General features: G+C 65.1%; 24 protein-coding genes and 1 tRNA gene. 9 read left to right on the top strand and 16 right to left on the bottom strand.

Annotation, left to right across the window (positions count from 1 at the left end; genetic code table 11):
- Positions 1-121: 121 nt before the first annotated feature.
- Positions 122-198 (top strand) — tRNA-Ile (locus tag L0D18_RS10730).
- A gap of 118 nt (positions 199-316) precedes the next feature.
- Here L0D18_RS10730 and L0D18_RS10725 read toward each other — a convergent pair.
- The 4 genes from L0D18_RS10725 to L0D18_RS10710 form a co-directional block, all read right to left on the bottom strand.
- Positions 317-469, bottom strand: coding sequence for a hypothetical protein (locus L0D18_RS10725; RefSeq protein WP_243028976.1), 153 nt, complete (start codon positions 467-469; stop codon positions 317-319).
- 2 nt (positions 470-471) lie between these two features.
- Complete coding sequence (locus L0D18_RS10720) at positions 472-813, bottom strand: ArsR/SmtB family transcription factor (RefSeq protein WP_243028975.1); 342 nt, start codon at positions 811-813, stop codon at positions 472-474.
- A gap of 169 nt (positions 814-982) precedes the next feature.
- Positions 983-2164: a hypothetical protein gene (locus L0D18_RS10715; protein WP_243028974.1), complete on the bottom strand. Its 1182-nt coding sequence runs from the start codon at positions 2162-2164 to the stop codon at positions 983-985.
- The gene (locus L0D18_RS10710) at positions 2161-3576 is read right to left on the bottom strand and encodes a hypothetical protein (RefSeq protein ID WP_243028973.1); all 1416 of its coding nucleotides are present in this window, start codon (positions 3574-3576) and stop codon (positions 2161-2163) included. The genes L0D18_RS10715 and L0D18_RS10710 overlap by 4 nt, the downstream gene beginning before the upstream one ends.
- Positions 3577-3727: 151 nt before the next feature.
- Here L0D18_RS10710 and guaB point away from each other — a divergent pair, with 151 nt between their 5' ends.
- Positions 3728-5212, top strand: coding sequence for an IMP dehydrogenase (gene guaB / locus L0D18_RS10705; protein WP_243028972.1), 1485 nt, complete (start codon positions 3728-3730; stop codon positions 5210-5212).
- 95 nt (positions 5213-5307) lie between these two features.
- Here the strand turns inward: guaB and L0D18_RS10700 are convergent, their stop codons facing one another.
- Positions 5308-5538, bottom strand: a complete 231-nt coding sequence (locus L0D18_RS10700) for a hypothetical protein (RefSeq protein WP_243028971.1) — start codon at positions 5536-5538, stop codon at positions 5308-5310.
- Positions 5539-5578: 40 nt separating this feature from the next.
- On the opposite strand from L0D18_RS10700, the gene L0D18_RS10695 reads away from it, so the two are divergent.
- A complete protein-coding gene (locus L0D18_RS10695; protein WP_243028969.1) occupies positions 5579-6040 on the top strand; it encodes a hypothetical protein in 462 nt (153 codons plus the stop codon).
- Positions 6041-6047: 7 nt separating this feature from the next.
- On the opposite strand, the gene L0D18_RS10690 is transcribed toward L0D18_RS10695, so the two are convergent.
- The 10 genes from L0D18_RS10690 to aroQ all read right to left on the bottom strand — a co-directional run bounded on the left by L0D18_RS10690 (position 6048) and on the right by aroQ (position 13707).
- Positions 6048-7307, bottom strand: a complete 1260-nt coding sequence (locus tag L0D18_RS10690; RefSeq protein WP_243028968.1) for a sensor histidine kinase — start codon at positions 7305-7307, stop codon at positions 6048-6050.
- An 18-nt stretch (positions 7308-7325) separates the two neighbouring features.
- Positions 7326-8012 carry a response regulator transcription factor gene (locus L0D18_RS10685; protein ID WP_243028967.1) on the bottom strand — a complete coding sequence of 229 codons (687 nt, stop codon included), beginning with the start codon at positions 8010-8012 and terminating at the stop codon, positions 7326-7328.
- The gene (locus L0D18_RS10680; RefSeq protein ID WP_243028966.1) at positions 8009-8371 is read right to left on the bottom strand and encodes a hypothetical protein; all 363 of its coding nucleotides are present in this window, start codon (positions 8369-8371) and stop codon (positions 8009-8011) included. The genes L0D18_RS10685 and L0D18_RS10680 overlap by 4 nt, the downstream gene beginning before the upstream one ends.
- A gap of 11 nt (positions 8372-8382) precedes the next feature.
- Entirely contained in the window at positions 8383-9030 is a 648-nt protein-coding gene (locus L0D18_RS10675) for a DUF502 domain-containing protein (protein ID WP_243028965.1), read from the bottom strand.
- A 66-nt stretch (positions 9031-9096) separates the two neighbouring features.
- Positions 9097-9705 carry a helix-turn-helix domain-containing protein gene (locus L0D18_RS10670; protein ID WP_243028964.1) on the bottom strand — a complete coding sequence of 203 codons (609 nt, stop codon included), beginning with the start codon at positions 9703-9705 and terminating at the stop codon, positions 9097-9099.
- 77 nt (positions 9706-9782) lie between these two features.
- On the bottom strand, positions 9783-10013 hold the full coding sequence (locus tag L0D18_RS10665) for a hypothetical protein (protein WP_243028963.1): 231 nt from the start codon (positions 10011-10013) through the stop codon (positions 9783-9785).
- Entirely contained in the window at positions 10010-10432 is a 423-nt protein-coding gene (locus L0D18_RS10660) for a nucleotidyltransferase (RefSeq protein WP_243028962.1), read from the bottom strand. The genes L0D18_RS10665 and L0D18_RS10660 overlap by 4 nt, the downstream gene beginning before the upstream one ends.
- The gene (cutA, locus tag L0D18_RS10655) at positions 10429-10740 is read right to left on the bottom strand and encodes a divalent-cation tolerance protein CutA (protein WP_243028961.1); all 312 of its coding nucleotides are present in this window, start codon (positions 10738-10740) and stop codon (positions 10429-10431) included. The genes L0D18_RS10660 and cutA overlap by 4 nt, the downstream gene beginning before the upstream one ends.
- Positions 10740-13160 carry a DNA gyrase subunit A gene (gyrA, locus tag L0D18_RS10650; protein ID WP_243028960.1) on the bottom strand — a complete coding sequence of 807 codons (2421 nt, stop codon included), beginning with the start codon at positions 13158-13160 and terminating at the stop codon, positions 10740-10742. Before gyrA ends, cutA begins: the two co-directional genes overlap by 1 nt.
- A 100-nt stretch (positions 13161-13260) precedes the next feature.
- Positions 13261-13707 (bottom strand): type II 3-dehydroquinate dehydratase, encoded by a 447-nt coding sequence (aroQ, locus tag L0D18_RS10645; RefSeq protein WP_243028958.1) that lies wholly within the window; start codon positions 13705-13707, stop codon positions 13261-13263.
- Positions 13708-13737: 30 nt separating this feature from the next.
- Here aroQ and L0D18_RS10640 point away from each other — a divergent pair, with 30 nt between their 5' ends.
- Positions 13738-14727, top strand: a complete 990-nt coding sequence (locus L0D18_RS10640; RefSeq protein WP_243028956.1) for a peptidoglycan DD-metalloendopeptidase family protein — start codon at positions 13738-13740, stop codon at positions 14725-14727.
- Here the strand turns inward: L0D18_RS10640 and L0D18_RS10635 are convergent.
- The gene (locus L0D18_RS10635; RefSeq protein WP_243028954.1) at positions 14719-15942 is read right to left on the bottom strand and encodes a class I SAM-dependent RNA methyltransferase; all 1224 of its coding nucleotides are present in this window, start codon (positions 15940-15942) and stop codon (positions 14719-14721) included. The two genes, L0D18_RS10640 and L0D18_RS10635, sit on opposite strands and share 9 nt — an antisense overlap.
- Before the next feature lie 42 nt (positions 15943-15984).
- Between L0D18_RS10635 and L0D18_RS10630 the strand changes: the two genes are divergently transcribed.
- Genes L0D18_RS10630 through L0D18_RS10610 form a run of 5 tightly spaced genes read left to right on the top strand, consistent with a single transcriptional unit; the run spans position 15985 to position 22065 of the window.
- Positions 15985-16638, top strand: a complete 654-nt coding sequence (locus L0D18_RS10630; protein WP_243028952.1) for a response regulator transcription factor — start codon at positions 15985-15987, stop codon at positions 16636-16638.
- Positions 16638-17630, top strand: coding sequence for a M20/M25/M40 family metallo-hydrolase (locus tag L0D18_RS10625; RefSeq protein WP_243028949.1), 993 nt, complete (start codon positions 16638-16640; stop codon positions 17628-17630). The genes L0D18_RS10630 and L0D18_RS10625 overlap by 1 nt, the downstream gene beginning before the upstream one ends.
- A 5-nt stretch (positions 17631-17635) precedes the next feature.
- Complete coding sequence (locus L0D18_RS10620) at positions 17636-18469, top strand: acyl-CoA dehydratase activase-related protein (RefSeq protein ID WP_243028947.1); 834 nt, start codon at positions 17636-17638, stop codon at positions 18467-18469.
- 51 nt (positions 18470-18520) lie between these two features.
- Positions 18521-20263 (top strand): ABC transporter ATP-binding protein, encoded by a 1743-nt coding sequence (locus L0D18_RS10615; protein ID WP_243028946.1) that lies wholly within the window; start codon positions 18521-18523, stop codon positions 20261-20263.
- Entirely contained in the window at positions 20260-22065 is a 1806-nt protein-coding gene (locus L0D18_RS10610; RefSeq protein ID WP_243028944.1) for an ABC transporter ATP-binding protein, read from the top strand. Before L0D18_RS10615 ends, L0D18_RS10610 begins: the two co-directional genes overlap by 4 nt.
- The last annotated feature ends 1 nt before the right edge of the window (position 22066 follow it).

Here is a 22066-nt window from a genome sequence, read left to right as displayed (position 1 = left end):
AGCAGGCAGCGCAAAGAAAAAACTACCAGACCAAAACAAAACTGTCAAGGGGGCCAAAGGGATAGACTCCCGGTATCTTGACGGAAAGGCTTCCCCTCGTTAAGCTGGTTTTTGCGTGCGGGGGCGATTAGCTCAGCCGGTCAGAGCGCACGCCTGATAAGCGTGAGGTCGGTGGTTCAAGTCCACCATCGCCCACCACCCGAGGTCCCCGGGAAGGTTCCCGGGGATTTTGTTTGTGGTGTTGCCTGGGGGGTGGGTTCCTCCCTGGTCCGGGACCGCATCGGCCACCAGAAGGGGGAGGTTGGGAACCACAGGGTCAGGGCCCTGGCCAGGAACGACGTCCGTGCTTTCCACCCCGAAGGCCAGTCCGGGTAAAGGCATCGCCCAGAAGGCTGGTGGTTTGGGCGGCATAGAGGCGGGCGAAAAGGGGGTTGCGCAGGCTTCGCAAAAGGGGGAGGAGGCTTCCCATGGTTACGCCTCGTGCTCGGGAAGGCCCAGGCGCTGGTGTTCCGCATGGGCGAGGGCCTGAAGGAGGAGATCCGGGATGTGGCTCCGGAGGCGGTAGAAGACCTGGTTGCCCTGGCGGCGGGCCACCACCACCCCCCTTTCCCGCAGGATGGCCAGGTGCCTCGAGGTGGTGCTTTGGGGAAGGCGTAGGCGCTGGGCTAGCCCTCCCACGCTTTCTTCCCCCCTCAAAAGGGCCAAGGCTATGCGCAAACGGGTGGCCTCACCTAAAGCCGAGAAGGTCTTTAGGACCAGCTGGATGTCGGCTTCTTGATGCCGATCTTCTCCGGGAACCTGGTGGCGCCGCACCCCCTTATCATATATCCGGAAGATCGGATATATCGTTGGCCTGTTCCCTGTTCCTATAGCCAGGACATGGGGTACTCGTGGAGCAAAGAGCAAACGAATCTTGGCGCTTCTTTTTTGGAAGGGAAACACCCCTCCGCCCCTAGGGGCGGAGGGGTGCGATGGGGGCGTGCTAGAAGTGGCGTGCCACCACGTAGAGGCCCAAGGCGAAGTAGAAGACAAACCAGCCGAAGAGGAGCTTCACCCCCAGGTCCCCGAACCGCTCCACCTGGGGCGAGGGGTCTAGCCCTTCCTTGCGGCTACCTGAGGCGTAGAGCACCTGGGCCAGGTAGGCGATGACCGGAACCGCGGCTAAAGCGGTGGCCACAAAGTAGAGGATGGACCCCCAGTCCCACACGAAGGGGTATCGGAAAACGTTGTAGCCCATGGAGGCCAGGGCGGAAACGCGAATCCCTTCCCGGAGGATGCCCACCACCAACAGGGCCACCAGGTAGAGGCCCAAGGTGGCGAGGGCCCTCTCAGCGCGGACCTTAGAGGCCTGCAGGTAGAAGACGGCGGCCACGGCCAGGGTGGCCAGGGCCACGGGCACGGTTAGGCCCAGCTCCCGACCCTGGGTGAGGCCCCAAAGGAGGCCAAAGAGGCCGAAGACCAAGGCTCCCACCCGCAGGGCGCCTTGGGCCACCCTCTCCGTGAGGGCCAGGAGGTCCTTTGGCACGTCCTCCCGCCTGCGGAAGTACCAGGCGAAGAGGAGGAGCATCACCCCCAGGGAGAGGCCGGCTTGGCCGAAGAGGAGGGCGGTGAAGCGGGGAAGGTTGTAGCCTAAGAAACGCTCCCCTGTGGAGTAGGCTACTCCTCCAGGGGCATACCACTCCACCCAGCGGGAAGGATACAGGCCGGCGTTGGCCAGGCTGTGCATGATGAAACCCGCCAGGACCAAAAGGGCTAGCGAGGTGTATCCCACCGCCGGCAGGTTACCCCTAAGGTAAAGGACGTAGAGCAGGAGATACCCCAAAGCCACGATGGGGATGAAAAGGGCAGTCCAAAGCCCCATCAGGGTGGTGGCGGTGTACCAAGGGGGGTCGTAGATGACCTGGACGAAGAGGAGAGGGGCTATGCCCATGGTGATGCCCAGGCCCGTGGCCTGGGTGGCGAGGCGGATGGCGACTTGGGCAAGGCGCTGCCAAGCCTCCTCCTTCCTGCCCAGGCCGTAAAGCCCCAAGAGGAGGCTTCCGATGGCCGTGGTCACGAAGAAGATGTGAAGGACGTAGGTGACCACCAGGAGGATTTGCACCGCCAGGGGATGCACGGGAGCCCCCAAGGGGTCCCGCATGGCCAAAAGGGTCTCCGGACTCATCGCTTACCTCCTTGAGCCACTGGATGGGATGGATTTGCAGCTTGCGGATACATCTCCTGAACAAACCGGGCCAGGTACTGGGCCATGTAGCCCCGTTCTTCCGGGGTGCCCACCACAGGGTGCATGTAGGGGAAGCCGCCGATGGCGTTCAGATAGGCTTCTATGCCGCTGGCCTCGGTCATGCCCCGACGTTTTAGCAGGGCGGCCAGGTTGCGCGTACCTCCTAAGAAAGCGGTGTTTTGGCTCACCGTATGGCAGGAGGAGCACTGGAGGAGGACCAGGGCTCGGCCCGTCTCCACGGGATCCACTCCCCCGGCAGGACCCGCGAGGGCGGCTCCTTTGGTCACCGCGAAGGGAAGCCTCTTTAAAACGCCCTCTTGGTCCAGTAGCGGGGCCTCGGAGCGGATTTCCCGGTTACCCAGCTTGAGGTCTACCCGGATGATCTGGTTGGAGGCCATGTATCCCAGAACGACGTCAGGCTTGCGGATGGCCTCTCGGGTTCTCTCGGCCCCGAAGAGCCCCAAGAAGGCTATGGCCAGGGCCAAGTACCCCACCGCGGGCCGGGATACGGCCTTGGGTGCCAAGAAGGCCAGGCCCAGCACGATGGCGGTGACCACCACGCCTAGGATCATCTTGTAGAAGAAGATGGGCTGGACCACCTGGGGTATGCCCAGAAGCGTTTTGGCGTGCTCAGGGAGCTGGGGTACATACCAAAGGAGGATCAGGGCTACGCCAGCCACGAGCCCTACGAGACCCACCTTGCCCGCCAGGCGGACCACCTCCTCCCGGGCGGGATGGTCCTGGGGCATGGTGGAGGCCACCAGGATGGCGTAAAGCCCTGTGAGGGCGAACATCAGGCCGAAGCGGGCGAAGAGCATGGGCCAGAAGGTGGGGTTGTAGAAACCATCCAGGCTCAGCCCTGTTTGCAACCAGGCCCCTGGGGAGAGCTTAAAGCCCAGGATCCCCACGATGATGGCCAGGGTGCCCGAGGCGGCCAGGGCCAGGATCAGGCCGATGCGGGCGTGGACCTTGGGGTTCACCCGGCCGAAGGTGTAGTAGTAGACGGCGATGCCGAAGACGTCGATGATGAACCAGAACCACTCCGAGGCCCAGTAAAACACGAAGTTGTGGATGAGGGTGGAGATGCCCCTGGGGTTGGAGCCGGTGACGGAGAACCAGATGCCTACCCCCGTCATAGCCCCAATCGTGTAGGCGAACATGAGGAGGCGAAGGGCCGAGGCCTTGAGGTAGTCTTGAAGGTAGGGCTTGTTCTCCAATAGAGATTTCCGCTCCACCCACCAGTTGAACCAAGTAGCCGCCACCGTGACATGGGAAAAGAGCACATGCAAGACGGCAACGATGGCAACTACCATGGCCGAGTGCAGGATGAAGCCCTCCCAAACTGGGTACATACCTTCCTTCCTCCTTTCGTGAGGGTTATCCCTCGAGGCTGAAGATAGCACCCCCCTTTGGGACATATGTACTGTCTGGGATAGGCGAAACCCGTTTCAATGGAAGCCCACCCCTGGACTAAGGCTTGGGTTAGCGTATAGCCTTAAGGACATGTACGAGGGCAAGATCCTCTACGAAGGCCTCACCTTTGATGATGTCCTCCTTCTCCCCGGGTACTCCGAGGTGTTGCCCCGGGAAGTTTCCGTAAGGACCAGGCTTACCCGGAAGCTCCACCTCAACATCCCCATCCTCTCCGCCGCCATGGACACGGTGACCGAGGCGGAGATGGCCATCGCCATGGCCCGGGAAGGGGGGCTTGGGGTGATCCACAAGAACCTGAGCATTGAGGCCCAGGCGGCCATGGTGCGCAAGGTGAAGCGCTCGGAGGCGGGGATGATCCAGGACCCCGTCACCCTTCCCCCCACCGCCACCCTCGAGGACGCCGAGCGCCTCATGCGGGAGTACCGGATCGGGGGGCTTCCCGTGGTGGACCTCTACGGGAAGCTCCTGGGCCTGGTGACCAACCGCGACCTGCGCTTTGAGAGGAATTTGAAGCGCCCCGTCACCGAGGTCATGACCCCCTTGGAGCGCCTCATCACCGCCCCTCCGGGCACCACCCTGGAGGAGGCGGAGGAGATCCTGCGCAAGCACAAGGTGGAAAAGCTTCCCCTGGTGGACGAGGCGGGGAGGCTTAGGGGCCTCCTTACCTTGAAGGACATCGTGAAGCGCAAGCAGTACCCCAACGCCGCCAAGGACGCCTTGGGAAGGCTATTGGTGGGGGCGGCGGTGGGGGCAAGCCGGGACCTTCCGGAAAGGGCGGCGGCCTTGGTGGAGGCGGGGGTGGACGTCCTGGTCCTGGACTCGGCCCATGGCCATTCCAAGGGGATCCTCGAGGCCCTCACCTATCTGAAGGAAACCTTCGGGGACAAGGTGGAGGTGATTGCGGGCAACGTGGCCACCCGGGAAGGGGCCCGGGCCCTGGCGGAGCGGGGAGCGGATGCGGTGAAGGTGGGCATTGGCCCCGGCTCCATCTGCACCACCCGGGTGGTGACCGGGGTGGGGGTGCCGCAGATCTCCGCCATCCTGGAGGCGGTGGCGGGGGTGGCCCATCTGGATGTGCCCATCATCGCCGATGGGGGGATCAAGTACACGGGGGATGTGGCCAAGGCCTTGGCCGCCGGGGCCCATTCGGTGATGCTGGGCAGCATGCTGGCGGGCACCGACGAGGCCCCGGGGGAGGAGGTGTTGAAGGATGGGCGCCGCTACAAGCTCTACCGGGGCATGGGTTCCTTGGGGGCCATGAAGCAAGGCTCTGCCGACCGCTACTTCCAGGAATCGGGCCGGGGCGGGGAGACCGAGGCCAAAAAGCTGGTGCCGGAAGGTATAGAGGGCATGGTGCCCTACAAGGGCCCCGTGGCCGACGTCCTCTACCAGATCGTGGGAGGCCTGCGGAGCGCCATGGGCTATGTGGGGGCACCGGACATAGAGACCTTCCGGCAGAAGGCCCGCTTCGTGCGCATGACCATGGCGGGCCTCATAGAAAGCCACCCCCACGACGTGGTGGTCATCAAGGAGGCCCCCAACTACTCCCGCTAAAGCCCTAGGCCATCCCACCCTGGTTTGGGCTGGGGTGGGGCATGGGAAAGGGCTTGGGATGGGCGCCTGCTTGGTGGAGCCTAAGGAGCCAGGCGTCAGTTGCCGAAAAGCTTTTCAAAAGCCTCCCCGCCCCCCTTCTTGTGGGCCAGGCGGTAGGTGCCTTCTTTCTCCTCCAGCTTTCCTTCCGCCACCAGGGCCTTAAGGGTATCCTCCAGCTCCTTTTTGGAGAAGGCCTCGCCCTCCTCGTCCAGGTACCGCTGGATTTCCTTGAAGCTGGCGAAGCGCAAAGCCTCCACTGCCCGCATGACCCAAGCCTTGCGATCCATGCCACCATCCTATCCCCTTTTCCCGTGGCATCCTGATCCCATGGACCCTTACCGGGAGTACCAGGACTACGCGGTGGCCTCGAGGCTCCTTTTGGCCTTGGGCCACTCCCGGGAGGTTCTTTCCCTGGGCCAGTATGCCCGCCTAAGGCTTCGCCGGATGGAGCTGGCCCGGCAAGGCCGCTTGTCCCAGCTGGAAAGCCTGGACGAACGCCTCCGCTACGGCTTCTGGAGCAACCCTTTGCGGCTTAGGGAGTTTCTTAGGCGCACCGCCCACGCTCCTTACTGGGCCTCCCCTTCGGCCTTTGAGGCCCTTCTTTTCCCTGAGGAACGGGCCCGCCTCCGCTACCCAGACCAGGCGGGGGAGTATTACCTGGGGTGGCTCAGGCTACCCCATCTCCTAATGGACCCGGTGGCCTTTGAGGAGGCGCTACGGGAGCAGGAGGTCCGAGCCCAGGCCCTCCCCCTTTTCCTAAACGCCTTCCACCGCGTCCTGGGGCCTTGAGGCCAGGCTATACCTCCTCCTCCAAAAGGGGTAGGTGCACCCGGAAAAGGGTGCGGCCGGGCCGGCTTTCGGCGGTGATCCTTCCCCCGTGGGCCTTGGCGATGGCCTGGGCGATGGCCAGGCCCAGGCCCGTTCCGCCCCCCGGCCCCCGGGCGAAGCGCTCAAAGAGGTGGGGGAGGAAGTCCTCCGGGATGCCGGGGCCGCGGTCCTCCACCTCCAAAAGGGCTTCTTCCCCGTCCCGCCTGAGGCGCACCCAAACCCCTTCCTTGCCCGCGGCCCGCACGGCGTTGGCGATGAGGTTCCTCAGCATTTGCAAGAGCCGGTCTGGGTCCCCTAGCACCTCCAAGGCCTCCCCTTGGAAGGCCACCCCGTGCTCCCGGGCCGCCTCCTCGGCCAGGGCTCGCAGGTCCACGATGTGGGGGTTTAGGGTGCGCTCCGCCTCGCCCCGGGCCAGGGAGAGGAGGTCCTCCACCAGGCGGCGCATCCTCTCCGCGGTGGCCCGGGCGGTGGCCAGGGCTTCGGGGTCCTGGGGGTTTCTGGAAAGCCGGTCCAGGTGGCCCAGAAGCACGGTGAGGGGGGTTCTGAGCTCGTGGCTGGCCTCGGCCAGAAAAGCCCGTTCCTTTTCCTTGGCCTCCTTGAGGGCAAAGAGGAGGCTATTCACCGCCTCCACCATGCGGCCAAACTCGTCTTTAGGAAGGTTCAGGGGTACGGGGTCCAGGCGCTCAGGGTTACGCCTGGCGATCTCCCTGGCGGCCTCCTCCAGGGGTCTGGCGGTGAGCCGGGCGGTGAGGTAGACCAGGGCCATGCCCAAGGGGAAGAGGAGGAAGAAAGCCTCGAGGAGGGCCTGCCTGAGGGCCCGTTGCGCTAGGTCTATGGGGGCGGTGTCCTGCGTAAGGGCGAGAAGGCCCAAGGGGGTTCGCACCATAGCCGCGGCGAAGCCCTTCCGCCAGATGGCTTTGGGGATTGGCCCGGCTTCCTTTAGGACCTCGGGGGGAAGGCGGTGGGCCTCCTGGGTGAGGACCAAGGGCTCCCCGTCCTCCGCATAGAGGTGTAGGTAGATGCCCCCGGTGGTGAGCAGGGCCCCGGTCTGGCCCCGGCGGTAGGCCTCCGCCGCCCGCTTGGCATCCTCCAGGAGGGTGGCCTCGAGGTGGCCTCTAAGGGCCCGCTCCACGCTTCGGCCCGCCAGGTACAGGGCCCCCACCAGGAAGAGGAGCCAAAGGAGGCTGAAGGCTAGGAAAAGCCTAAGGCGGAAGGAAAGGGGGGCCATAACCGGAGGGGAGTCCTGTTAGCCCTCGCCCTCGTCTCCCTTTCCCGGGCGCACCGCATACCCCAGGCCCCGCACCGTGCGCAGGTAGCCGTAGGCCCCGGCTTCCCTTAGCTTGGCCCGGAGGTTGGCCACGTGCACATCCAGGACGTTGGAATCCCGGCCCAGGGGCTTACCCCAGATCTTTTCCTCGATCTCCTCCCGGGGGAAGACCCTCCCCGGGCGGCCCATGAGCAGGTGGAGAAGGTCAAACTCCTTGGGGGAAAGCCGCACCTCCCTTTCCCCGAAAAAGACCTGCCGCCTCTTGGGGTAAAGCTCCAGCCGTCCCACGCTCAGGACCTCGCTTCCTTCCTTGTGCCTCAGCTGCACCTGGATGCGGGCCAGAAGCTCGGCGGGGTGGAAGGGCTTTACCAGGTAGTCGTCGGCCCCATCGGAAAGGAGGCCCACTTTGCGCTCCACGGCATCCTGGGCGGTGAGGACCAGGATGGGGGTGTCGTCGGTGGCCCGGATCCTCCGGGCCACCTCGGCCCCATCCAGGTCGGGAAGGCCCAGGTCCAGGACCACCAGGTCGGGCTTCCTCTCCCGGTGCTTCACCAGGCCCTCCATGCCGCTTTTGGCCCACTCCACGGCAAAGCCCGCCTCCTTTAGCTCCAGCTCCACCAGCCGGGCCACTTCCGCATCGTCCTCAATGAGCAGGATGCGTTTCATGGCCACAGCCTTTCCGGAGGGGCGAGGCCATAGACCTCCTTGAGGAGCCTAAGCAGGCTCACCCGCTCCTTGTCTTGCAGGAGGACCACATCCCCGCGGTCGGCCACCCCGGGAAAGGTGCGGGGCTTCTCCCCGGGGAGCACCAAAAGGAGTTGCACCTCCTGGCCCAGCCTAGGGGGCACCGGGGCGGAGAGGGGGATCAGCCTCTTGCCCTCCACCCGCCAAGCCCCGTGCAGGATGCGCAGGTCCTGGGAGAAAAGCCTCAGCTCCGTGCCCGGGGGGAGACCAGGCCCCAGGAGGGGAGGAAGGGCAGCCGAAACCGTCCCCAGGAAAAGGAGAAAGAGGATCAGGGGACGCATCGTCTCCCATTCTACGCCGGGGGCCCAGCCCTTTGTGGGAGGGAGGTTAAGGGGCCTGAAGGTTTTTCCGGGAGGAGGAAGCCGGCGGAAACCACGTACTTTAAGGCATCCTCCACGCTGATCTCCAGGGGTATCACCTCTTCTGAAGGCACCAGGATCACCATGCCGCTTGCGGGCACGGGACTGGTGGGCACCAAGACGGCGGTGTACCCTTCCGGTAAGGGAGGAAGGCGGCCGTTCACAGGCTGCACCACAAAGCAAAGGGTGTATAGCCCCCGCCTGGGATACTCTATGACCGCCGCCCGGCTAAACTTCACCTCCTGGTGGCCGAAGAGGGTGTGGGTGATCTGCTGCACCGCCTTATAAATGTCCCGCACGATGGGGAAGAGGAGGAGGGAGCGCTCCAAGGAACCGATGAGCCGCCGGCCTAGGTAGTTCTCGGCCACGGTGCCCACCAGGTAGATGAGCACTCCAGCGAGAAGAAGGCCCACGAAGGGCAGTAAGGGCTGGTAGGCCCGGGGCACCTCCAGGTCCAAAAGGCGCAGGAAGCTTTGGATGTAACCCCCGGAGTAGGTGTAGACCCAGGCCAGGAAGTAGAGGGTGACCAGAAGGGGTAGGAGGGTCACCAGTCCGGTGAGGAACCTCTGGCGCAGGCGCATGACCCTTAGTTTACGGGAAAAGGGGGGATTAGCCGGGCAGGGTTCCAATTGGGCTTGGTGGCAGGGCTAGCGCCCGTCCCCGCGGCTTTGGGCCAGTTCCTTAAGGCCCTTTAGGTCCTTCAGGACAATCTTGCCGTAGCCCGAGCGGATGTAGCCTTCCCGGGTGAGCTCGCCGATCACCTTGGTCACGGTTTCCCGCACGCTGCCCACCGCGGCCGCCAGCTCATCGTGGGTGGCGCGGAGAACCAGGCCCTCCGCTTCCTGGTGGGCCAAGGGGGTTTCCGCCAGCTCCAGAATAGCGGCGGCCATGCGGTTTTTCAGGCGCTGGGTGGCCAGGCGCTCTATGCGCCGGTAGGACTCAGAAAGGGCCTGGGCTAGGCTCAGGAGCACCTGGCGGACCTCCTCGAGGTGGGGTTCCTTGGGAAGGGGTTCGGCCACCACCTCCGTCACCGCCTCGGCGAAGTAGGTGCGTTCAAGGCCTGCCAAGGCCTCCTCCCCGAAATACCCCCCGGGGCGGACCAGGCGCAGGGTGAGGGCGTTGCCCTCCTCGTCCACCGCCTCGAGGCGCACAAGGCCCTCCAGGACCCTATACACCCGGTCCCGAGGCCCGGGAACCCCGGGGTACAGGATGACCTCGCCGGGCTTGAAGCTTACGGTTTCGCGAGCCTGGGTCATGGCTGCCTCCTTGCCCCCAGGCTACCACGCCCTCAGGGTTTTGTAAACCTTTAGGTTACAAAAATGGCCCCCCTGGACTACGGTCTTGGCAAGGGGTGTTTCCTCGCCAGGGGAAGGAGGCGGTCCGTGGCGATCTCAGCTTCCCTGCCCTCCCTCTTGGCCTTTTCCCTCTCCAGCTCCGCCCAGAAAAGGGCCATCTCCCAAAGGGCTTCGAGCCGCTCTTCCAGGGGCAGGCTTAGCCACTCCGCCCGATCGTCGGGGCGGGCGGAAAGGGGAAGCTTCCGGGCTAGGGGCCGGATTCCTCTCATAGCTCCTCCAGGTCGCGCAGATCTATGGGCCGGCCAAAGGCTTTCTTCAGAGCCCTAAAGTCTTCGGGATGGACCACGTACACCGCCACACCCCTCACCCGATGCACCGTGGCCCGGCTGAAGGCCTCATCAAAGGAAGGTTTTTCCAGGATCACCAGGTCAATGCGGTTGGGAGCGTACCCCAGTTGGACCACCCCGGGGGTGGCAAGGTCGGATGGGGTAAGACCCAGGTCATCCCCGCCAAAGAAGGTCCGGATGGCGGCAAGGACCTTGTCCGCCTCCTGGGCGCTCACCCAGAGGTCCAGGTCTTTGGTAAATCTGGGGCGGCCGAAAAAGGCCAAGGCGTACCCGCCGATCACCAAAAACCTGGCTCCGGCTCCGTGCAGGGCCTGGATAAAGTCCAGCATGTCAGGAGTCACCGCACGTTCTCCCGAAGCCATGCTAGGTAGGGCCCATGCCCCTCGGCGATGGGCAGGGCCACCATCTCGGGCACGGTGTAGGGGTGGAGGGAAAGGACCCGCTCCTTAAGCCGGGGGAAGGCGAAGGTGGTGGTCTTCACCAGGAGTAGGACCTCCTTATCCTCCACCACCTCCCCCTGCCAGCGGTAAACGGAGGTGAGGCCGGGCACCAGGTTCACGCAGGCGGCCAGGCCCTCCTCCACCAGGGTGCGGGCCAGGGTGCGGCCCACCTCCTCGTTGGGGGCGGTGATCAGGACCACTTCCTCCATCACGGCTCCTCCTCCACGGCAAAGGCGCTGGCTACCTCGTCGTCCTCGGGAAGGTTCATGATCTTGACCCCGGCGGTGGCCCGGGAGTACTGGGGGATCTCGGCCACCGGGGTGCGGATGGCCAGGCCCTTCTTGGAAAGGACCAAGAGATCCTCCGTGCCCCGCACCTTGAGGAGGGCGGCCAGGCGGCCCACCTTAAGGGAGGTGGCGTAGGTGATGACCCCCATGCCCCCACGGCCCTGCAAGGGGTACTCGGCAAGGGCGGTACGCTTGCCGTAGCCCCGGGTGCTCACCGCCAGCAGGTCCACCATCTCCCCGGGCTTCACCGTCAACAGGGAGACCACCCGGTCCCCGGGCTTTTTGAAGCGGATCCCCGTCACCCCCTGGCTGTCCCGGCCCGTGGCCCGGACCTCCTCCAGGGGGAAGCGGATGGCTTGGCCCGCTTCTGTGGCCAGGATGGCCTCGTCCTCGGGGTCGGAAAGGGCCACCCCGATGAGCCGGTCGCCCTCCAGGAGCCGGATGGCGATGAGCCCTGCCGCACCCAGGTTCTGGTACTCCTTTAGGGCGGTGCGCTTCACCAAGCCCCTCTCCGTGGCGAAGACCAGCTGGCCCTCCCCGTCCAAGCCTCTCACGGAAAGCAAGGCGGCCACCTCCTCCTCCTCGGCCAGGGGGAGGAGGGTTTTCACGTGCACCCCCCGGGCCTGGCGGCCCATCTCCGGGAGGTCGTAGACCTTTAGGCGGTAGACCCGGCCCCGGTTGGTGAAGAGGAGGAGGTCCTCATGGGCCTGGGCCACGAAGACCTGGATGGCTTCGTCCTCCTCCTTGGTTTTGCCAGCGATAAGCCCTTTCCCGCCCCGTCCCTGGGCCCGGTAGCTCTCCAGGGGAAGGCGCTTCAGGAACCCTTGGGCGGTGAGGGTGATGACCATGGGTTCGTCCTCTATGAGGTCTTCGGGGTTGAAGCTTTCCTCAAACTCGATGATCACCGTGCGCCGGGCATCCCCGTACTTTTCCTTGACCCTTAGGAGGTCCCGTTTCACCTCGGCCCAAAGCCGCCCCTCCTCCTCGAGGATGGCCCTAAGCCGGGCGATCTCCTCCATGAGCTCCCGGTACTCCTCCAAGAGCTTTTCCCGCTCCAGGGCCACCAGGCGTTGCAGGCGCATGTCCAGGATGGCCTGGGCCTGGACCTCGCTGAGGCCAAAGCGCTCCATAAGCCCTTTTCGGGCCTCGCCTGCGTCTTGGGAAGCCCGGATCAAGGCGATGACCTCGTCAATGTGGTCCAGGGCGATGAGGAGGCCCTCCAGCACGTGGGCCCTTTCCTCGGCCTTCTTGAGCTCAAATAGGCTTTTGCGCCGGATCACCTCCTTGCGGTGGTCCAGGTAGTGGCGCATGAGATCTAGGAGGGAGAGGACCTTGGGCTCCCCGTCCACGATGGCCAGGAGGTTCACCGTGAAGGAGGCTTGCAAGGCGGTGTGCTTGTAGAGCTGGTTCAGCACCACCTGGGGGCTTGCTCCCCGCTTGAGCTCTATGGCGATGCGCAGGCCCTGGCGGTCGGACTCGTCCCGGAGGGCCACGATGTCCTCCAGCTTCTTGGCCTTCACCAAGGCGGCAATCTGGGCGATGAGGCTGGCTTTGTTGACCTGGTAGGGAATCTCGGTGACCACCAGCATGGGCTTCTGGCCCTTCTCCTCAATGCGCACCTTGGCCCGTATTTTGAGGCTCCCCCGGCCCGTGGCGTAAGCCTCCTGGATGCCCTTGCGGGAGAGCTTGCCTCCGGTGGGAAAGTCGGGGCCGGGGAGGTGGCGCATGACCTCCTCAAGGGTGATCCCCGGGTTCTCGATCATGGCCACCAGGGCGTCCACCACCTCGCTGAGGTTGTGGGGGGGGAGGCTGGTGGCCATGCCCACGGCGATGCCGCTGGCCCCGTTCACCAGGAGGTTGGGGATGGCGGCGGGGAGGACCTCGGGCTCCTTGAGGGAGCCGTCGTAGTTGGGGCGGAAGTCCACGGTTTCCTTGTCAATGTCCAAAAGCATCTCCGCCCCTAAGGGGGAAAGCCGGGCTTCCGTGTAGCGCTGGGCCGCGGGCGGGTCCCCGTCTATGGAGCCGAAGTTTCCTTGGCCGTCCACCAGGGGGTAGCGCAGGTTCCAGGGCTGGGCCAGGCGGGCCAGGGCATCGTAGATGGCGGCGTCCCCGTGGGGATGGTACTTACCCATGACCTCGCCCACGATCTTGGCGCTTTTCACGTGCTTGCGGCCCGGGAGCACCCCCTCCTGGTAGGCGCCGAAAAGGATTCGTCTCTGGACCGGCTTAAGTCCGTCCCGCACGTCGGGCAGGGCCCGGTCCACGATGACGGACATGGCGTAGTTGATGAAGCTCTGCTTGAGTTCTTCTGTGATTTCTACAGGAATGACCGTCTCGGGCATAGTCTTCCTCTCGGGCCAAAGCCTTTTTTCAGTATATCAGATGGGCCGGTCCATAGGGCCGGCCCTCCGGGAAAGGGATTCTAGGCCTGGCCCACCTCGGTCAGCCTGGCGGGGCTACCTCCAGGACCTCCGCCAAGTACACCAGGGCCAGTTTGTAGGAGAGGGGCCCGAACCCCGAGATGATGCCCCGGCAGGCAGGGGCGGTCACGGAGTGCTGGCGGTAGGGCTCGCGGGCATGGAGGTTGGAAAGGTGGACCTCCACCACGGGGAGGGGCTGGGACCGGATGGCGTCCAGGAGGGCGTAGGAGTAGTGGGTGAGGGCCCCAGGGTTCAGGACGATGGCCAAAAACCCTTCCCGGTGGGCCTGCTGCACCCACTCTATCAGCTGGCCCTCGTAGTTGCTCTGGCGGAAGGCCACCCCCAGGCCCAGCTCCGCCCCCCAGGCCTCGCAGAGGGTTTCCAGTTCCTCCAGGGTGGTGCGCCCGTAGACCTCGGGCTCCCGCTGGCCCAGAAGGTTCAGGTTGGGTCCGTTTAGGATCAGCACCATAGGGGCTCCTTTTGCACTAGGATACCCCTTGTGCGCCGCCTTTGGCCTATTGGGGTCGTGCTCTTGGCCTCCCTTTTTGGCTTAGCCCAAAGCCCCCGGGGTCTGGTCCATACCGTGGCTCCCGGGGAAACCCTCTTTCAGATCGCCCGGCGTTATGGCACCACGGTGGAGGAGCTGGCCCGGCTCAACGGGCTAAGGGACCCCAACCGCATCCAGGTGGGCCAGGCGCTCCTGGTGCGGTCCAGGGGGGAGGTGGCCTTGCCCAAGGGAAGGCTGGTCTACTTCCCCCCGGTCCAGGGGCGGGCCTTTGGCCTTAGGGTGGAGGGGTACGCCCAGGGGTGGGTGGGGTTTTTGGGGGAGCGGTACCCCTTGGTGCCCGGGAAGACGGGCCTATGGACCCTTTTGCCGGTGGGGGCTTTGGTGGAGGCCAAGGCGCATCCTTTGCGCCTTGGCCTCGAGGGGGAGGAAATCCCCCTTGCCCTTCAGGTGGCTCCGGGAGGCTACGGCCAGGAAACCCTGGTTCTGAGCCCTTCCCTGGAGGGCCTGCTCCAGGACCCCAGCCTAAGGGCGGAGCGGGAAAAGGTGGTGGGGGCCTGCCCCAAAGAGGGACTCCTGACCTTTTCCCGGTTCCTAAGGCCCCTGGAGGGGCGGATCACCAGTCCCTTCGGTACCAGAAGGCGCTACGGCACCCTTTTCACCTCCTACCACGAGGGCCTGGACTTCGCTGCCCCCCTAGGTACCCCCGTGCGGGCGGTGGCCGAGGGGGTGGTGGTCCTTTCCGAGAGGCTGAAGGTGCGGGGGGAGGCGGTGATCCTTAGCCACGGCATGGGCCTTTGCACCGGGTACTGGCACCTTTCGGAAAGGCGGGTGAGGGTGGGCGAAAGGGTTAAGGGGGGCCAGGTGCTGGGGCTTTTGGGGAATACGGGGCTTTCCACGGGGCCCCACCTGCACCTGGAGGTGCGCCTTTGGGGGGTTCCCGTGGACCCCCTGCCCTTTTTCCAGGGCCTCCCCCTACCCTAGCTGCAGGAGGGAAAGGACCTCCACGTGGTGGGTGAAGGGGAAGAAGTCGTAGGGGCGGGCAAAGGCTAGGGTGTATCCTCCCTTCTGAAGCGCTCCCACGTCCCGGGCCCAGGTGGCGGGGTCACAGGCCACGTAGAGGATCTCCTTGGGCCGGCTTTCCAGCAGGTAGGCCCGCACCTCAGGGGAAAGCCCAGCCCTGGGAGGGTCCAGCACCACCAGGTCAAAACGGCCCAGCCGGCGGGCTTCCTTAGCATCCCCGCGGTGGAAGCGGACGTTTTCCAAGCCGAGGCGTCTCCTGTCCGCCTCTCCCCGGCGCACCGCCTCCTTGCTGATCTCCACCGCCACCACCTCCCCGTAGCGGGGGGCCAGGAGGAAGGAGATGAGGCCGCTTCCCGCATAGAGTTCCAGGGCTCGTTCCCCTCCCGAAACCAGGCCCTGGGCCTCCTCTAAAAGCTCCCCCATGGCCAAGGGGTTCACCTGGCTGAAGCTTTCCACGCTCACCGTGGCCGTGAGGGGGCCAAACTTTTCCAGGAGGGTTCTTTCCCCATGTAGGGGCTGGACCCTCCCCCGGAAACGCCCTTTGGGGGAGGGTTCGGCCCAGACCACCCCGGCAAAGCCTTCCTCCACGAGGGCCTTGGCGGGGCGCCTTAGGCTTTCCGGGCTTCCCCCGATGAGACCGAGGAGCACCCGGCCCTCCAGCAGGCTTCCCCTTAGGGCCACCTCCTCCACGGGCAAGGGCCAGGTCTTCAGGAGGGAGAAGGCCCAGGCCAGGGGTTCGGAAAGCAGGGGATCCTCCTCCAGCCGGAAGAGCTCCTGGCCCTCCGGCAAGCGGTAGGCCAGGCCCCCTAAAGGATGGCGGGCGTACTGGGCGGCGGTGCGGTAGCCCAGGGGCCTGGGGGAGGGGCGGATGGGGGCCAGGGGAACGGAGAGCTTGGCGATGCGCATGAGGGCGTCCTGCACTAGGCCTTCCTTCAGGGGGAGCTGGCTTTCGTAGGCCAGGGGGAGGTCGGCGGAGGGGGGGAGGGGGTGGGGGTAGCGGTCGGGGCGGGGGGTGAGCACCTCCACCTCTTCCAGGAATAGGGTTCCCTTGCGGCGCACGGGCCTTCCTTGCACCACCTCCCCCGGTAAACCTCCCTTGATGAGAATGGCCCCTTCCTCGGTGCGGGCCAGGCCGTAGCCTCCCGGTACCAGCTTCTCCACGGTGAGAACCTTCACCTTTCCACCCTACACCAAGCCCCTTGGCGCTAAGATGAAGGGGTGATTCGGGTACTGTTAGCGGACGACCATGCCCTCTTTCGCCAAGGGCTTAAAAGCCTTCTGGAGGCGGAAGGGGATTTCCGGGTAGTGGGGGAGGCCAAGGACGGCTGGGAAGCCTTACGGCATGCCCTCGAGGCTCGGCCCGATGTGATCCTCATGGACATCCAGATGCCCAACCTGGACGGGGTGCAGGCCACCCAGGCCATCCTCAAGGAGTGGCCTGAGGCCAAGGTGATCATCCTCACCATGTACCGCCAGGACGCCTACGTGTTTGAGGCGGTGAAGGCGGGGGCCAGGGGCTACCTCCTAAAGGACACCGACGCCAGCGAGCTCATTGAGGCCATCCGCCGGGTGCACGCCGGGGAGGTGCTCTTGGATGCCGAGCTGGCTGGGCGCATCATCCAGGACTTCCGGGCCAAGAAGGAAGCCAGCCTCCCCCTTCACGCGGAGCTTTCCGAGCGGGAGATCCAGATCCTCAAGCTGGTGGCCCAGGGGTACACCAACTTGGAGATCGCCGCCGAGCTACAGCTTTCCGAGAAGACGGTGCGGAACCGGCTTTCCGAGATCTTCCAGAAGCTTCACCTGAACAACCGCACCCAGGCGGCCCTGTACGCCATACGGGAAGGCCTGGCCGGGCCTGAGCCCCAGGAGTAGTGGACCCGGTGCGGCTTCTTTTGGAGCTTGCTCCCTTGGCGGGGGAGGGGGTGAGGGGCGATTTTGTGGCCGCCCATCTTCCCCGGGCCCGGCGGGACGGCCTGGGGAATGTGTGGACCGGGGAAGGCCGGGTGCTTCTCCTCGCCCATCTGGACACGGTTTTGCCCCCAGAGCCCCCCAGGCAGGCGGGGGAGAGGCTCTACGGCCCCGGGGTGGGGGACAACTCCAGCGGGGTGGTCGTCCTCCTCTCCCTTCCCGAGATCCCGGGGGTGGTCCGGGGCTTCACCGTGGGGGAGGAGGGTTTAGGGAACCTTAGGGGGGCCCGGGCCCTGGTGGAGACCCTGGCGCCCGAGATGGTGGTGGCGGTGGATGGGTATCTGCCGGGGGTGGTGGACCGGGGCCTAGGCTCGGTGCGCTTCCGGGCTACCTTCCGGGGCCGGGGTGGCCACGCCTGGGGGGACAGGGGGATGCCCAATCCCGTGTTTGCCCTGGCGGAGGGGCTTTCCCGGCTGCACGCCCTTTTCAAGGAGGTGGGGAGCGAGGCCAGCTTGAACGCCAGTGGCCTCTATGGGGGCGAGGCGGTGAACGCCATCCCCCAGGAGGCCTCCGTGCTCCTAGAGATCCGGGCCCTGGAAGGGGAGCATCTCCACCGGCTTTATGGGGAGGCCCAGCGGGTTCTCTGGGAGGTGGCGGGCCGTCATCGGGTGGATCTGGGCTTGGAGGTTTTGGGGGAAAGGCCAGCGGGAAGCACGGCCACCCCAGAACTCCTTCGGGCGGCGGAAGCCGCCTTGGCCCGCATTGGGGAAAAGCCTCAGTTCCAGCCGGGTTCCACCGACGCCAGTGCCGCCATTGAGCGGGGCATCCCCGCCTTGGCCCTGGGGGTGTACCGGGGGGGCGGGGCCCATACCCCGGAGGAATGGGTGCTCCCCCAAAGCCTTTGGGAGGGGCGGGAGGTGCTCCTCGCCTTTCTCAGGGCCCTTGGCTTAGGATAGGGCGTATGCGTGTGGGCATCCTGAAGGGCTTCCTCTCCCGGCGGTACCTGGGTTTTTGGGAGGCGTATTTAAAGGCCTTGGGGGTGGAGGTGGTGCGGGCGGAAGCTTCCCCTGCCCGCCATCAGCCCTATTGCCTCCCCGTGCAGGAGCTCTTGGCCCAGGTGGAGGCCCTGAAGGCCCAAGGGGTGGACTACCTGCTCCTCCCCGACCTGCAAGGGGGGGTGGAGTCGGAGAAGGGCGGGGGGCAGTGCCCCTGGCTTTTGGACCTGGAGGCCACCCTCCTCCGCTACTTCCCGGGGCTTCCCCCGGTGCTCAAGGTCCCCACAGAGCTCTCCGAACGGGTCTTGGGCCGGGCGGGGGAGGTGGGCCACCTCCTCACCCAGAACCCCATGCTGGTGGGCCGGGCCCTGGACCGGGTGCGGGGGTTTTTGAAGCCCCCTCCTCCCCTCAAGACCCCTCTGGGGAGCGTGGGGGTGGTGGCCCAGCCCTACCTTTTGGAAGACGAGGGCTTCCGCAAGGCGGTGGAGGAGGCCTTGGCTCGGGAGGGGCTCATCCCCTACTTCCCCGATCTCCCCCCGGAGAAGCTGAGGGAGGAGGGGGAGAGGCTTCTTCCCATGGACCTTCCCACCGACCGGGAGCTTTTGGGCATGGTCCACTACCTTCACCGCCTGGGCCGGGTGAAGGGCCTTTTGCTGGTGGTTTCCTATGCCTGCCCTCCCATCCCTGGGCTTTTGCGCAAGGCCGCCCGCAAGCTTCTCAAACCCCACCGCCTCCTCACCTTGGGGGAGGATTGGACAGAGGCCTTGCACTCCTTGCGGAGGGAGATCCAGGAGGGCTAGGGTGTGGTCTATCTATCCTTCGCCCACCGGATCTAGGGTAAACTCAGGCGTATGACCGGTTGGTCAGTCGCTCCCTTGCGCCGCCTGGGGGCCTACTTGGCCCCCTACCGAGGGCGGTATGCCCTGGGGGTCTTGTTGGGCCTCCTCTCCATTTTCTTTTTCGTCCTAAGCCCTTACTTCCTGCGCCTGGCGGTGGACGCCGTGGGGGAGGGGGGACCATATGGGCGGTATGCCCTCCTATTGGTCCTCTCGGCGGGGGTTAGCGCCCTGCTTTCCTACTTCATGCGCCGGCTGGCGGTGGTGGCGAGCCGGTTGGTGGAGTACGACTTAAGGAAGGACCTATTCCATCACCTTCTCCGCCTGGACCGGGACTTCTACCAGAGGACCCGGGTGGGGGACCTGATGAACCGCCTCAACACCGACCTGTCCGCGGTGCGGGAGATGGTGGGCCCGGGCATCATGATGGGGAGCCGCCTTTCCTTTCTGGTCCTCCTGGCCTTCCTTTCCATGTACGCGGTGAACCTCAGGCTAGCCCTTTACCTCACCTTGCTCCTCCCCTTAATCGCCCTGACCATGTTCTACCTGTTGCGCCTGGTGGACCGCCGCTACCGGGAGGCCCAGGAGGCCTTTGACCGGATCAGCACCCTGGCCCAGGAGGCCTTCAGCGGGATCCGGGTGGTGAAGGGGTACGCCTTGGAAGGGCGCATGCTTAGCCGATTCCAGGAGCTAAACCGCGTCTATATGGGAAAAAGCCTGGCCCTGGCCAAGGTGGAGGGGCCCATGCACGCCCTCTTGGGCTTCTTGATGGGCTTTGCTTTCCTCACCGTGCTCTGGGTGGGCGGGGGGATGGTGGTCCGGGGCGAGCTCACCGTGGGCCAACTGGTGCAGTTCAACGCCTATCTGGCCCAGCTCACCTGGCCTATTTTAGGCCTGGGCTGGGTGATGGCCATGTACCAGCGGGGTTTTACCAGCCTGAGGAGGCTTTTGGAGCTTTTGGACCAGGAGTCCGCTGTCCGCGACCAGGACCCCCTACCCCTTGCCGTGGCCGATCTTTCCGGGGAGGTGCGCCTCGAGGGTGTGGGGCTTTTCCGGGATGGGCGCTGGCTTCTTAAGGACCTTACCCTCACCATACCCGAGGGCATGACCCTGGGGATCACCGGGCGCACGGGGTCGGGGAAAAGCCTCTTGGCGGCCCTCATACCCCGGCTCCTGGATCCCACGGAGGGGCGGGTTTACGTGGGGGGGTATGACGTGCGGAGGATTCCCCTTGCCACCCTGCGCCAGGCGGTGGGGGTGGCGCCCCAGGAGCCCTTCCTCTTCAGCGAAACCCTTTTGGAGAACATCGCCTTCGGCCTGGAAACCCCGGATCGGGAGCGGGTGGAGTGGGCGGCCAGGCTCGCCGGCATCCACGAGGAGATCCTGGCCTTCCCCAAGGGCTACGAGACGGTTTTGGGGGAGCGGGGGGTGACGCTTTCGGGAGGCCAGAGGCAGCGGGTGGCCTTGGCCAGGGCCTTGGCCAAAAGGCCCAAAATCCTGGTATTGGACGATGCCTTAAGCGCCGTGGACACGGAGACCGAGGCCCGGATCCTTCAGGGCCTGAAGGGCGTCTTGGGCCGCCAGACCACCTTCCTCATCTCCCACCGCACCGCCACCTTGCGCCATGCGGACTGGATCATCGTAATGGACGAGGGGAGGATTGTGGAGGAGGGAACCCATGAGAGCCTCCTCGAGGCCGGGGGCCTCTACGCGGAGCTGGACCGCATCCAGCGCATGGAAGGGGAGGTGGAAGGGTGACCCACGAAGACGCCTACACCAAGGCCTTTGATCGGGTTCTCTTCGCCCGCATCCTCCGCTACGTTTACCCCTATAGGGGGCAGGTGGCCTTGGCCCTGCTCTTCCTCCTCCTCACCACCCTCACCGCGGCCCTCACGCCCCTTTTCTTCAAGTGGGCCATAGATGGGGCCCTGGTGCCCAAGGAGGCCAAACCCCTGGAGGAACGCCTCGCCCTGCTCCTTTGGGTGAGCCTGGGCTTCCTCCTGGTGCGGGGGGTGAACTTCGCCGCCACCTACGGGCAGACCTACCTGATCCAGTGGGTGGGGCAGAGGGTGCTCTTTGATTTGCGAAGCGCCCTCTTTGCCAAGCTCATGCGGCTCCACCCGGGCTTTTACGACAAAAATCCCGTGGGCCGCCTCATGACCCGCATCACCTCCGATGTGGACGCCATCAACCAGTTCATCACCGGGGGGCTCGTGGGGGTCATCGCCGACTTCTTCACCATCCTGGGCCTCTTGGCCTTCATGATGGTCCTAAGCCCCAAGCTCACCCTGGTGGTCCTCCTGGTGGTGCCCGTGCTCCTTTGGGTCACCGCCTGGGTGCGGAACGGCATGCGTACCGCCTACCGGGAGATGCGCCTGCGCCTGGCCCGCCTTAATGCGGCCTTGCAGGAAAACCTTTCCGGGGTGGAGACCATCCAACTTTTCGTGAAGGAGAGGGAGCGGGAGGGGAAGTTTGACCGCCTAGGCCGGGACCTCCTCGAGGCCTGGGTGGAGATCGTGCGCTGGTTTGCCCTGTTCTTCCCCATAGTGGGCTTCTTGGGGGATCTGGCGGTGGCGGGCCTCCTCTTCTATGGGGGGGGACAGGTGGTCCAAGGCATGGCTTCCTTGGGGCTTCTGGTGGCCTTTGTGGACTACACCCGTCAGCTTTTCCAGCCCCTACAGGACCTTTCCGACAAGTTCAACCTCTTCCAGGGGGCCATGGCCAGCGCCGAGCGCATCTTCGGGGTTTTGGATACGGAGGAGGAGTTAAAGGATCCCCCAAACCCCAAGCCCATCCAGCGCTTCTGGGGCGAGGTGGCCTTCCGGGACGTGTGGCTGGCCTACACCCCTAAGGGCGTAGAGCCCTCGGAAAGGGACTGGGTCCTGAAAGGGGTTTCCTTCCGCATCGCTCCGGGGGAGAAGGTGGCCCTGGTGGGGGCCACGGGGGCGGGTAAGACCAGCGTGGTGAGCCTCATCGCCCGCTTCTACGATCCGCAACGGGGCCAGGTGCTCATAGATGGGGAGGATGTCCGTAACTATCGCCAGGAAGATCTGAGGCGGCATGTGGGCATCGTCCTTCAGGACCCCTTTCTTTTCTCGGGCACCATTCTGGATAACCTGCGCCTTTTTGATGAGGCCATCCCCGAGGAAAAGGTGGTGGAGGTAGCCCGTTTCCTGGGGGTGCACGAGGCCATTTTGCGCCTGCCCCAGGGGTACCACACCCGGGTGGGGGAGAGGGGAGCGGGGCTTTCCACGGGGGAGAAGCAGCTTCTGGCCCTGGTGCGGGCCCTTCTGGCCAGCCCCGACATCCTCCTTATCCTGGATGAGGCCACGGCCAACGTGGACTCGGAGACGGAAAGGCGCCTCCAGGAGGCCCTCTATAGGGCCATGGAGGGAAGGACCTCCCTCATCATCGCCCACCGCCTTTCCACCATCCGCCGGGTGGACCGGATCCTGGTCTTCAAAAAAGGGCGGCTTGTGGAGGAGGGTACCCATGAGGAGCTCCTCCAGAGGGGAGGGTATTATGCCACCCTCTACCGGCTCCAGTACGCGGAGGGGTAGG

The organism is Thermus albus, assembly GCF_022760855.1.
In the GTDB taxonomy this organism is placed as follows: Bacteria; Deinococcota; Deinococci; order Deinococcales; family Thermaceae; genus Thermus; species Thermus albus.
Note: the sequence above shows the minus strand (reverse complement) of the source record. Positions and strands in the feature narration are given on the sequence as shown.